Source organism: Ruegeria sp. YTSC230, from assembly GCF_059609665.1.
The window spans coordinates 507516-519037 of sequence record NZ_JBXWMC010000002.1 but is presented as its reverse complement, the minus strand read 5'-3'; the positions used below and the strand labels follow the sequence as shown (position 1 = coordinate 519037).

Sequence of the window (11522 nt, the reverse complement as noted above, 5' to 3'; positions counted from 1 at the left end):
GGCTGTTTCGCCTGTATTGCCGGACCAAGGGCAATTGAACATCCCATTGGCTGATGTTCAGGCCCAGGATGAGATTGGGCGCAGCTCGATAGAAAAAGGCCGTTTCCTCGCCAGGCAGGATCGCTGGGCGGAATTATCCGACCTGATGAACAAAGCAGACGACGCACGGGAAACTGCACCCGACGGCATGCCCGTCGCCGAATTGCTGGCGTTTGGGGCGCGAGCCGATGTGGTTCTGGCCGCAGAGCACGCGCTGTCTGACGCCAAAGCGCTATCAGAATTTGATGTCATGAACGGCATTTCCGAATTGGAAGACGAGATGCGCGCGCATTCGGGTGACCCGATGATCGCCTTGGTTGTCGCTTTGGCCCACATTGATATGGCATGGGCATGGCGCGGTACGACGAACGAAGCAACCCTGCCCTCGCTGCACCAATCCCGCTGCGCCGCCCATTTCGATCGGGCAGCTGCAATCCTTCCCAAGTGTCGCGAGGCCGCAGCGGACAGCCCCATTGTCGCCTCGGCTGGCTGCGCAATTTTGGCAGGTCAGCGTAGAGCCAACACACGGGTGGCGGATGAATACGAGCGGTTGATTAAGCTCGACCCGTTGAATCATCGGCACATGCGCGCGATGGGGACCCACCTGCTGCCGCGCTGGTTCGGAAGCTATGGCGAGCTCGAGGTCCAGGCGCTGCGTATGGCGGCTCAGACCCGGGACATCTGGGGGGCCGGAGGCTATACTTGGGTTCAGTTCGACGCCATTGCCCTGGACGAAGAGGCCTGCGCGCGTCTAGATGTCGATTTCTTCCTGGAAGGCATGCACGATATTCTCCGTCGGCGCCCTGACCAGCAAACCGTCAACATGTTGTCTGCCTACTGCGCCATCACGATCCAGAACGGTGCTGGCCAGTGCGACAAGGCTGATCTGGTGCGCAGCCAGATACACCAGGCTGCAAACTGGCTGATCCGCGACCACCTGACAGAACTGCACCCGTTGATTTGGGCCCATGCAGCAAATGGGTTCAACAACAGTGTTCGGATCAATTCACCCGAACGGTTCGCGGCCCGCGGGCAGCGCGATGCCCTGCGTGCAATTGGCGATCTGTTCCGCGATGAGCTGCGCAGCGGATTGGATGTGACGTTTACTCCGACGGGTTTGCGCCTGTCCGGGCACTGATTCCCCCTTGCCCCTAGGCCGTGCCGGGCCTAATACGCAGGCTTAGACTTCTGCGGAAATGAGGCGCGCCATGCTCGACCTGACATACGAAATGCCCAAACCCAAAACCATTGCCGGGGCCAAGCACGATTGGGAACTGGTCATCGGGATGGAGGTGCATGCGCAGGTCTCGTCCAATGCCAAGCTGTTCTCGGGAGCATCGACTCAATTCGGGGCCGAGCCAAATTCGAACGTGGCATTCGTGGACGCGGCGATGCCGGGAATGCTGCCGGTGATCAACGAATACTGCGTTGAACAGGCGGTACGAACCGGTCTGGGCCTGAAGGCGGATATCAACCTGGTATCGGCCTTTGACCGCAAGAATTATTTTTATCCGGACCTGCCGCAGGGTTACCAGATTTCTCAGCTGTACCAGCCAATCGTGGGCGAAGGTGAAGTGCTGGTGGAAATGGGCGACGGCACCGCGCGCATGGTGCGAATTGAACGCATCCACATGGAACAGGACGCAGGCAAATCGATCCATGACATGGACCCGCATATGTCCTTTGTCGACCTGAACCGGACCGGTGTTTGCCTGATGGAGATCGTCAGCCGCCCCGATATTCGCGGCCCCGAAGAAGCAGCAGCCTACATCGCCAAGATGCGCCAGATTCTTCGTTATCTGGGTACCTGCGATGGCAACATGCAAAACGGCAACTTGCGGGCGGACGTCAATGTTTCGATCTGCTTGCCCGGTGCCTATGAAAAGTATCAGGAAACGCAGGACTTCTCGCATCTGGGTACGCGTTGCGAGATCAAGAACATGAACTCGATGCGCTTTATCCAGCAAGCGATCGAGGTCGAGGCCCGGCGTCAGATTGCCATCGTCGAAGGTGGCGGTACTGTCGATCAGGAAACCCGCCTGTATGATCCGGACAAGGGTGAGACACGCTCGATGCGGTCAAAGGAAGAAGCGCATGATTACCGCTATTTCCCCGACCCTGACCTGCTGCCCCTGGAAATTGAACAGGCGTGGGTTGATGACATCGCAGCCAGGCTTCCGGAACTACCGGATGCCAAAAAGGCGCGTTTTATTGGCACCTTCGGTCTGACGGATTACGATGCGTCGGTTCTGACGGCCGAAGTAGAGTCGGCTGCCTATTTCGAAGAGGTCGCCAAAGGCCGCAACGGCAAACTGGCCGCAAACTGGGTCATCAACGAGCTTTTCGGTCGCCTGAAGAAAGAAGACCACGACATCACCGCCTCGCCGGTTTCGCCTGCGCAGCTGGGTGGGATCATCGACCTGATCGCCTCAGACGCCATTTCTGGCAAGATCGCCAAGGATCTGTTCGAGATTGTCTACACCGAAGGCGGCGACCCGGCGCAGATCGTTGAAGAACGCGGCATGAAACAAGTTACCGACACCGGTGCCATCGAAACTGCGCTGGACGAAATCATCGCGGCCAACCCATCGCAGGTCGAAAAAGCCAAGGGGAACCCGAAACTGGCAGGCTGGTTTGTTGGTCAGGTCATGAAAGCAACCGGCGGCAAGGCGAACCCCAAGGCCGTCAATGAGTTGGTCAGCAAAAAGCTGAGCTCGTAAGCCTTTCGGTTCAAGAAACTGCAACGGCAAGGTCCGTGCGTCTGGCGCGGACCTTGCCGGTCCCGCGCGCGGGGCGCAACAGACAAAACAGAATTTGCCCAACGGGCGATGATGACTGTTCGAAACCCGACAACATGTTAGATTGCTGGGGATCGGCAACCAGGAAAATCTGATGCAGCGCTACGAATACAAAGTTGTCCCCGCCCCACAAAAAGGCACCAAGGCCAAGGGCGTCAAAACTGCCGAAGGGCGGTTTGCAGTGTCGATCGAACAGATACTGAATCAGATGGGGCAGGATGGCTGGGATTACCAACGTGCGGAACTTTTGCCCAGCGAGGAACGCGCGGGCCTGACCAGTTCCACCGTGAACTGGCGCAATGTTCTGGTGTTTCGGCGAGAGGTTGCAGCTGAGTTTTCTTCAGCGCGTGAGCCGGTTGAGGGCAGCGATGATGCACCCGTGGCTCAGCCGGTACCCGGACCAGAAGAAGTGCAGGCCCCTGCACCGATTTCAGAAGAGGTCAAAGACCCGCCATTGACCCTGAAGCCCACGGATCTGTCCGAAAAGGACAAAGAGCAGACCTAAGCGGTCTGCTCCGCGTTTTCACAGCATGCAGCTGAATTACTCGGCAGCGCTTGCCGCTTGGCTAAGATCCTGCGCCAGCATCAGCGCATTGCCGTCCGGGTCGTAGAACGTTGCGGTGCTGACCATGCCCTCGATCGTTTCAGTCGCCCCATCAAACCTGACGCCCGAGGATTCGAGCGCCTGACGCGCCGTCGCAATATCGGACACCCCGAACACCGGCACTGTATTGCCTGGCGCAGGCTCGGCCTGCTCACCCAGGCCCAAGGTCACACCGTCGGTTTTGGTCTTCATCTCGCTCCAACCGGCTTCGTCAATATGGTGGATCAGCTCGAACCCCAGCTTGGCCTGATACCATTCGGCACTGACATGCCTGTCTTGCACGGACATGGCGAGCGTGATCGTGTTTTCCAGTGAAACGAGTGGCATTGAACTATCCTTTTGGCGAAAATTAAAGTAACTATACTTTATGGACATAACGATTCTTGTCAAGCTTACGTCCCGCGCCTGGTCCCTGAACATTCTGGCGTTAATGCATAAAGGCATGCCGGGACGACAGGCACCGCTACTGGCTGCGACAAGCGCCGGCAGAACGGCATTTGCCCAGAGCCTTGACCACCTGATTCAATTGGGTTTTCTGGAACGAAATCCCGGCCACGGTCATCCACTGCGCCCCGAATTTCGATTGACCCAAGCGGGTGTATCTGCGGCCGAAATCGCCAGCAGGATCGTGAATGCCGTGCCGGATGACGCTGATTTCGCGTTACTCAGACGCAGTTGGACAGCGCCTATTCTGGCGTTAACCGACAGGCCCCAACGGTTCTCGGCTCTCAAATCTGGGCTGATCACCATTTCCGACCGCGCACTTTCGACGTCGCTTCATCGCCTGGAAGAGCAAGCGTGGATACGGCGAGACATTGATGCAACGCACCGGCTGCCTTTTCCCACCTATCGCGCGGTGAATCAGGGAATCGCGGTTAACAGGGCCATTTCTCTGGTCGCCTAGGCACCGACCAAAGGGCCTGTTCAGGTATCAATATCCAGCGCCAGCGCATGAATGCGGGGCACGATGTCACCCAGCGCCTTATGTACGGCCCGGTGGCGGGCGACGCGGGATTGACCCTGAAAAGCGCTGGCACGAATACGGACGTTGAAATGGCTTTCGCCGCCCTCTTGAAACCCGGCGTGTCCTCGGTGGCTTTCGCTGTCATCCACGACTTCCAGCTCACGCGGTTCAAAGGCTGCCATCAGGCAGGTTCGGATCTCGTCGGTAACAGTCATTTTTTTGCTCACGGGCGAAAATTTTACCGCCCCCCCTCTTCTACTTTCGGCTGCTTAGACTAAACTGCTGCCTCCGAGTCGAAAAGATGCGTTCTTAAGGATGAGCACATGGTGAAGTCAGACCCCTTCGGATTTGATATGTCCGTATCCACTTCCAAGAAAAAGAACCCGCGGGGGCGTCGCGGAATGTCGGGCGCGTCTGAAACCTCGACGCGTATCTGCGATCACGAAGGTTGCGAAGAACCGGGCAAGTTCCGTGCGCCCAAGGCCCCTGACGTGCTGGACGACTTTTTCTGGTTCTGCCAGCAGCACGTTCGCGAATACAACAACAAGTGGAACTTCTTTGACGGCACCACCGAGGCCGAGCTAAACGCACAGCGGTCCAAGGACAAAGTGTGGGAGCGCGAGACCAAGCCAATGGGCGATCCCGAAGCGCGCGCATGGGCGCGTCTGGGCATCGAAGACCCGCATCAGGTACTTGGCGCAAACAGCACCCAAAACAAAGGACGCACGTCGGGTGGTGGCGGTCGTCGCCTGCCCCCCACGGAACGCCGCGCGATCGAAATTCTGGAAGCCAATGACAGCTGGACCAAGGCCGAGGTGCGCAAAGCGTACAAAAAGCTGATCAAGGTTCTGCACCCCGACATGAACGGCGGCGACCGTTCCCAGGAAGAACAGCTGCAAGAGGTTGTCTGGGCGTGGGATCAGATCAAGGACAGCCGGAATTTCAGATAGTCGATCTATTGTTTGATCATTTCCCGTAAAAGCTCGGCTTCGGGGCGCTTCAAGCAACGCACACGCGTTTGTTTCCAGGCGGATCCACGGCTGAACCGTTCTGGAAAGAGCACACGAAGTTCTTCTACATCTCCGCGACCGAAAGACAACAGCGCCATATCACCCAGAAACAAGCTTTCCGTCGGCAAACCGTGCGACATCAAAACTGCGTGGCGGTTGCAGGCAATATGGAAGTATGTCACCGCCTCATTGGACCACACCTGTCGAATAGTGTTGTCGTTCACAAGATGTATTGCTGCTGCAAAAACCCTCGGCTCACCGAACAACAATTCGGCGCGCCACCCTTCTAAAACAATTCTGTGTTGCGGTGACAAGTACAAATCGCGGTCAGGCAAAGCATCTCCGATCGCTCCTTTTTTGATACAAACGGGACGCAATCGCGGGTTTTGCTGCAACGCTTCCGCGCTAAGGGTCTTCTTGCCAATCCACAGAATGGATAGCAATTCACCGCTGGAAACACGAACTTTGTCCCCAACCGACAGTTCTTCGACAGGGCGAGGGCCTTTTTCGGTTTCTATCAAGGTGCCCTTTACAAAACACGGCACTGTTCCCGCAGGAAGGTCGACTGTCACATTCAGGATGGCATTGTTACCGGCCCCTGGCTGCCCGTTCGTCGCCCCGATTCGAACCGTGAGTTGCGTATTCGGAGGGATGTCCGCCCCCTCAGTAAGCTCAACGGTCAAAACTCCACTAGGTGAAATCGAAACAGTGTAGTCTGATGGATCCAATCCACCATCGCCAGTTACGGTCACGCTCCAAGTCACAGCTTTGGTCGTGGTATACTGCTCCATAACCGAGGTCGACCCACTGGGGATCGAGATAGAAGTCGGACCTGAGATTACTAACGACATTTGTACCTACACTCATAAAAAAACAAAATCGGGAACCGCTTTTGCATAATCATATATGCATATTTAACTCATCACATCTTACTATTGCAATATTAATGCTTCACGGGACTGCGTGGCGGCGTTCTGGACCCAAAATTCGAGCTGTCCAAGATTTGAAAGATTAGCTCGAGACATTGGACGCAACGTCGATAAGGCCAGTTTCAAAGAAACATCCGCCTAAGTACCTACCAGCACGGCTTTCCCTTGCCCTTGCCCGCAATATGTTGCACCACACACGAGTTCAAACCCGGCAACGCGGGGCAAAGGATAAGGACAAGGCGAATGGCTGACGGATCGATCGACGTAAACGCAAAACCCACCGAAGAAATTTCGGTCCGTGACGTGTTCGGTATTGAAACCGACATGGCGATCAAGGGCTTTGCTGACCGCAGTGACCGCGTACCCGCGATCGACCCTACCTACAAGTTTGACCCGGAAACCACGCTGGCCATTTTGGCAGGCTTCTCGCACAATCGTCGTGTGATGATCCAAGGCTATCACGGTACGGGCAAATCGACCCATATCGAACAGGTCGCGGCCCGCCTGAACTGGCCCGCCGTCCGTGTGAACCTCGACAGCCACATCAGCCGGATCGACTTGATCGGTAAGGACGCGATCAAACTGCGTGATGGCAAACAGGTGACCGAGTTCCACGAAGGCATCCTGCCCTGGGCTCTCCGTAACCCCGTTGCCATCGTTTTCGACGAATACGACGCGGGCCGTGCCGACGTGATGTTCGTGATCCAGCGTGTTCTCGAACATGACGGTAAGCTGACCTTGCTGGACCAGAACGAGATTATCACGCCGAACCCGAACTTCCGCCTGTTTGCCACCGCGAACACCGTCGGTTTGGGCGACACAACTGGCCTGTATCACGGAACGCAGCAGATCAACCAGGCGCAGATGGACCGCTGGTCGTTGGTCTCGACGCTGAACTACCTCAGCCACGATGCCGAAACGATGATCGTTCTGTCCAAGGCGCCGCATTACAACACCGAAAAGGGCCGCAAGACCGTCAGCCAGATGGTCACCGTCGCCGACCTGACCCGGACCGCCTTCATGAACGGTGACCTGTCGACTGTCATGTCGCCCCGGACTGTAATCAACTGGGCGCAAAATGCCGAGATCTTCCGCGACGTCGGCTACGCCTTCCGCCTGTCCTTCTTGAACAAGTGTGATGAGCTGGAACGCCAGACCGTGGCCGAGTTCTATCAGCGTTGCTTCGACGAGGAACTGCCGGAAAGCGCGGCGAGTGTGAGCTTGGGGTGATAATCTTCTTTGTCATAGCATCTATCTGGGTTGTTCTTGATTCAGCTTGGCTTTTTGACAAAGTAGATTGGAAAAAGACGGCGCCTTCAGAAATGACGGCGCCGCAGCATGTCCACCTGACACGGCTGCGCTGGGAATGCTTAGTGCTTTTCTCGGCAGCAATGATCTGGAGTAAGTTCATTGTCTAAACCAAACGACAACCCCGCCGATCCGTTCAAGAAGGCCTTGGCCGAAGCCACCAAGGTGATGGCCGATGATCCCGAATTATCGGTGAGCTATACTGTCGACCCCTCGGGTCTGTCGGGCGAGTCGATGCGTTTGCCGCAGGTTTCTCGGCGCATGACTCGCGAAGAGGTTTTGCTGGCGCGCGGTACGGCGGATGCTTTGGCGTTGCAGCGCCGATATCATGACGATGCGACCCATAATCGCTATGCCCCCCCGGGTGATATGGCGCGGGATCTTTATGAGGCCATGGAAGTTGCCCGGTGTGAGGCGATGGGCGCGCGGGATATGCCCGGCACCGCATCAAACATCGATGTCAAGATCGGGCACGAAGCACTGCGCCGTGGGTACGACCAGTGCAAGCAGCCTGCTGATGCACCGCTATCGGTTGCTGCAGGATATCTGATCCGCCATCTGGCGACCGGGCGGGACCTGCCGCCTGCGGCTGAGAACATCATGAACCTGTGGCGCGGCTTCATCGAAGAGCAGGCTGGCGGCACGCTGGAAAACCTGCAGGACATTCTTTCGGATCAGGCCGAGTTTGCCAAATTTGCCCGTCAGATGATCAAGGATCTGGGTTACGGCGACCAGTTGGGCGAAGACCCGGACGAACTGGACGAAGATCAGGAAGATCAGGCCGAGGACGACGCCGAAGAACAGCCCGATCCCGACAGCACCGGTCAGGATGATCAGGACGAGCAGGACGCCGACGCGACACCCGAGCAATCGCAGGAAGAGCAGCAGGACCAATCTCAGGCCCAGGTCTCGATGGACGAGATGGCCGAGGATGAGATGGGCGACGAGGCCGAGATGCCCGAGGGCGAGGCCCCGATGGAGCCGCCTACCCTGCCGCCTGCATCCGAGGCCGATCCGGATTACAAGGTCTACCTTGGCACATATGACGAAGAGATCGCAGCCGAGGATTTGGCCGAGCCTGCTGAATTAGAACGGCTGCGCGCCTATCTGGATCAGCAGCTTGAGCCGCTTAAGGGTGCCGTCAGCCGTCTGGCGAACAAACTGCAGCGCCGATTGCAGGCGCAACAGAACCGTTCTTGGGAGTTTGACCGCGAGGAAGGCATCCTGGATGCCGGTCGTCTGGCGCGTGTTGTGGCCAACCCGACCACGCCGCTGAGCTTCAAGGTCGAGAAAGACACCGAGTTCCGCGATACAGTGGTGACGCTGCTGCTGGATAACTCGGGCTCGATGCGCGGTCGCCCGATCTCGATCGCGGCGATCTGTGCCGATGTTCTGGCCCGTACGCTGGAACGTTGCAACGTAAAGGTCGAAATCCTTGGCTTTACTACGCGCGCTTGGAAAGGCGGCCAGGCACGTGAGGCATGGCTGAATGACGGTCGCCCGCAACAGCCGGGGCGTCTGAACGATCTGCGCCACATCATCTATAAAGGTGCGGATGCCCCGTGGCGTCGAGCGCGACCCAACCTGGGTTTGATGATGAAAGAAGGCCTGCTGAAAGAGAACATCGATGGCGAAGCACTGGAATGGGCGCACCGCCGGATGCTTGCGCGACGTGAGCAGCGCAAGATCCTGATGGTGATCTCGGACGGTGCGCCGGTTGATGATTCAACACTCAGCGTTAACCCCGCGAATTATCTGGAAAAACACCTGCGCGACGTGATCGGGATGGTCGAAAAACGCAAGATGGTCGAGCTTTTGGCCATTGGTATCGGCCACGATGTAACCCGATACTACGACCGCGCGGTAACTATCACGGATGTCGAACAGCTGGCAGGTGCGATGACTGAACAGCTGGCGGCATTGTTCGACAGCGATCCTCGGGCACGTGCACGCGTGATGGGGATGAAAAGGGCCAGCTGACGCTGGCCCTGCCTCCGGCAGGAGTATTTTCAAAAGATGAAGGGGCAGCCCCCCGTTTGCGAGAGGTGTCACATGTTTCAGTCCTTTGCAGTCACTGCACGTCCGGAACAGGGACCGCCCAGACTGGCCGCTTTGCGATCCCAGATGGCGCAGGATGGGTTGGACGGTTTTCTGATCCCACGCGCAGATGCGCATCAGGGCGAGTATGTGGCCCCACGCGATGAACGGCTGGCATGGCTGACGGGCTTTACCGGTTCGGCCGGCTTCTGCGCGGCATTGTCCGATATTGCGGGTGTATTCATCGACGGCCGATACCGCACCCAGGTCAAGGCGCAAGTGGCGGAAGAATTCACGCCCGTACCCTGGCCCGAAACCAGCCTTAGCGCCTGGCTCAAGGAACAACTGCCGAGCGGCGGAAAGGTTGGTTTTGATCCCTGGCTGCATGCAGCTGGGCAGATTTCCAGCCTGAAGAAAGAGTTGAACGCGAGCGGCATCGAGCTGGTTCGGTGTGACAATCTGGTGGATCGGGTGTGGCCGGATCAGCCTGAGGCCCCGTCGAATCCGGTCAAGGCACACCCGATTGAGTTTGCCGGGGAAACCGCTACAAGCAAAATCGCGCGGCTGGCGGATGATTTAAAGCAGAACGGGTGTGAGGCGGCGATCATTTCCTTGCCGGATTCGATCATGTGGCTGCTTAACATTCGCGGATCAGATATCGGGTACAACCCGGTGGCACATGGGTTTGCCATTCTGAAAACCGATGGTCGGGTTGATCTGTTCATGGCGGCACAAAAACTGGCGGGGTTGGACGATCATCTTGGCGACCATGTTCAGGTTCACGACCCACAGGTGTTTCTGGAAGCCGTTGCGGGTTTGGTCGGCAAGGTTCAAGTCGACTTGGGGACTTTGCCGCAAGCAGTTGCTGACGTTCTCAGCGACAAGATGATGGATGCAGGGGATCCCTGTGCCTTGCCCAAAGCTCGCAAGAATCCGGCGGAAATCGCTGGAAGTGCCGAAGCGCATCTTCGCGACGCGGTGGCCGTTATTGAGACGTTATGCTGGCTGGACGCAAAGACCCCGGGCACAATGACGGAAACTCAGGTAGTCACGCAGCTTGAGCAAAACCGCCGCCGGGATAACGCGCTACAGGATATCTCGTTCGACACGATTGCGGGCACCGGGCCCAATGGCGCGATCATGCATTACCGGGTGACCGAAGAAACCGACAGCCGACTGGAAAATGGGCAACTGTTGGTTTTGGATAGCGGTGGGCAGTATCTGGATGGCACAACCGACATCACCCGCACCATTGCGATAGGGGAAGTAGGCAATCAGGAAAAAGCCTGCTTTACCCGCGTGCTGAAAGGGATGATCGATATGTCCATGCTGCGCTGGCCCGCCGGGCTGGCCGGACGAGATATCGAATGCATCGCACGCGCCCCCTTGTGGGCAGCGGGCCAGGATTTCAATCATGGGGTCGGCCATGGCGTCGGTGCGTATCTGAGCGTCCATGAAGGGCCGCAGCGCTTGTCAAAGGTCAGCCACGTACCGCTCGAGCCAGGTATGATCCTGTCCAACGAGCCCGGATATTATCGCGAAGGCGCGTTCGGCATTCGGATCGAGAACCTTGTTGTGGTTCAGGATGCCCCGACGCTGCCCACCGCTGACACCGAGCGTGCGATGCTGAACTGGCGGACACTTACATACGTACCGATTGACCGGCGGCTGATAGTAGTTGATATGCTAACGGTAGATGAGCGCGCGTGGCTGAATTCATATCACCGCGACGTTGCGGAAAAAGTCCGCCCAAGGCTGGGCGACGACGCTCAACTGTGGTTGGATGCCGCAACTGCGCCGATCTGACACCGGACTGTCACATAAACCGGGCAG

Annotated in this window: 11 protein-coding genes; 8 read left to right on the top strand and 3 right to left on the bottom strand. The window is 57.5% G+C overall.

Going from position 1 to position 11522, the window contains the following annotated elements:
- The first annotated feature begins 46 nt into the window (after positions 1-46).
- From AC2FD9_RS06595 to AC2FD9_RS06585, 3 genes are all read left to right on the top strand, one after another.
- Positions 47-1177, top strand: a complete 1131-nt coding sequence (locus AC2FD9_RS06595; protein WP_496835980.1) for a hypothetical protein — start codon at positions 47-49, stop codon at positions 1175-1177.
- A 70-nt stretch (positions 1178-1247) separates the two neighbouring features.
- Positions 1248-2759: an Asp-tRNA(Asn)/Glu-tRNA(Gln) amidotransferase subunit GatB gene (gene gatB, locus AC2FD9_RS06590; RefSeq protein ID WP_496835978.1), complete on the top strand. Its 1512-nt coding sequence runs from the start codon at positions 1248-1250 to the stop codon at positions 2757-2759.
- Between the two features lie 172 nt (positions 2760-2931).
- On the top strand, positions 2932-3342 hold the full coding sequence (locus tag AC2FD9_RS06585) for a DUF4177 domain-containing protein (RefSeq protein WP_496835977.1): 411 nt from the start codon (positions 2932-2934) through the stop codon (positions 3340-3342).
- Between the two features lie 36 nt (positions 3343-3378).
- Here the strand turns inward: AC2FD9_RS06585 and AC2FD9_RS06580 are convergent, their stop codons facing one another.
- The gene (locus AC2FD9_RS06580; RefSeq protein WP_058274355.1) at positions 3379-3768 is read right to left on the bottom strand and encodes a VOC family protein; all 390 of its coding nucleotides are present in this window, start codon (positions 3766-3768) and stop codon (positions 3379-3381) included.
- Positions 3769-3808: 40 nt separating this feature from the next.
- Here AC2FD9_RS06580 and AC2FD9_RS06575 point away from each other — a divergent pair, with 40 nt between their 5' ends.
- A complete protein-coding gene (locus tag AC2FD9_RS06575; RefSeq protein WP_496835975.1) occupies positions 3809-4345 on the top strand; it encodes a winged helix-turn-helix transcriptional regulator in 537 nt (178 codons plus the stop codon).
- 20 nt (positions 4346-4365) lie between these two features.
- Here AC2FD9_RS06575 and AC2FD9_RS06570 read toward each other — a convergent pair whose 3' ends face one another.
- Positions 4366-4620 (bottom strand): BolA family protein, encoded by a 255-nt coding sequence (locus AC2FD9_RS06570; protein WP_058279592.1) that lies wholly within the window; start codon positions 4618-4620, stop codon positions 4366-4368.
- A 108-nt stretch (positions 4621-4728) separates the two neighbouring features.
- Here AC2FD9_RS06570 and AC2FD9_RS06565 point away from each other — a divergent pair, with 108 nt between their 5' ends.
- Complete coding sequence (locus AC2FD9_RS06565; protein ID WP_058274352.1) at positions 4729-5355, top strand: J domain-containing protein; 627 nt, start codon at positions 4729-4731, stop codon at positions 5353-5355.
- 5 nt (positions 5356-5360) lie between these two features.
- On the opposite strand, the gene AC2FD9_RS06560 is transcribed toward AC2FD9_RS06565, so the two are convergent.
- Entirely contained in the window at positions 5361-6266 is a 906-nt protein-coding gene (locus AC2FD9_RS06560; RefSeq protein WP_082649324.1) for a Hint domain-containing protein, read from the bottom strand.
- 321 nt (positions 6267-6587) lie between these two features.
- On the opposite strand from AC2FD9_RS06560, the gene cobS reads away from it, so the two are divergent.
- From cobS to AC2FD9_RS06545, 3 genes are all read left to right on the top strand, one after another.
- A complete protein-coding gene (gene cobS, locus AC2FD9_RS06555; RefSeq protein WP_058274350.1) occupies positions 6588-7574 on the top strand; it encodes a cobaltochelatase subunit CobS in 987 nt (328 codons plus the stop codon).
- Between the two features lie 180 nt (positions 7575-7754).
- On the top strand, positions 7755-9632 hold the full coding sequence (cobT, locus tag AC2FD9_RS06550; protein ID WP_496835973.1) for a cobaltochelatase subunit CobT: 1878 nt from the start codon (positions 7755-7757) through the stop codon (positions 9630-9632).
- A gap of 72 nt (positions 9633-9704) precedes the next feature.
- A complete protein-coding gene (locus AC2FD9_RS06545; protein WP_496835972.1) occupies positions 9705-11495 on the top strand; it encodes an aminopeptidase P family protein in 1791 nt (596 codons plus the stop codon).
- The last annotated feature ends 27 nt before the right edge of the window (positions 11496-11522 follow it).

What these genes read in the sequence shown, in the direction of transcription:
- AC2FD9_RS06585 (WP_496835977.1), top strand. Translation starts at nt 2,932, where the DNA reads ATGCAGCGCTACGAATACAAAGTTGTCCCCGCCCCACAAAAAGGCACC.
- AC2FD9_RS06580 (WP_058274355.1), bottom strand. Translation starts at nt 3,768, where the DNA reads ATGCCACTCGTTTCACTGGAAAACACGATCACGCTCGCCATGTCCGTG.
- AC2FD9_RS06565 (WP_058274352.1), top strand. Translation starts at nt 4,729, where the DNA reads ATGGTGAAGTCAGACCCCTTCGGATTTGATATGTCCGTATCCACTTCC.
- cobS (WP_058274350.1), top strand. Translation starts at nt 6,588, where the DNA reads ATGGCTGACGGATCGATCGACGTAAACGCAAAACCCACCGAAGAAATT.
- gatB (WP_496835978.1), top strand. Translation starts at nt 1,248, where the DNA reads ATGCTCGACCTGACATACGAAATGCCCAAACCCAAAACCATTGCCGGG.
- AC2FD9_RS06570 (WP_058279592.1), bottom strand. Translation starts at nt 4,620, where the DNA reads ATGACTGTTACCGACGAGATCCGAACCTGCCTGATGGCAGCCTTTGAA.
- AC2FD9_RS06575 (WP_496835975.1), top strand. Translation starts at nt 3,809, where the DNA reads ATGGACATAACGATTCTTGTCAAGCTTACGTCCCGCGCCTGGTCCCTG.
- AC2FD9_RS06545 (WP_496835972.1), top strand. Translation starts at nt 9,705, where the DNA reads ATGTTTCAGTCCTTTGCAGTCACTGCACGTCCGGAACAGGGACCGCCC.
- AC2FD9_RS06560 (WP_082649324.1), bottom strand. Translation starts at nt 6,266, where the DNA reads ATGTCGTTAGTAATCTCAGGTCCGACTTCTATCTCGATCCCCAGTGGG.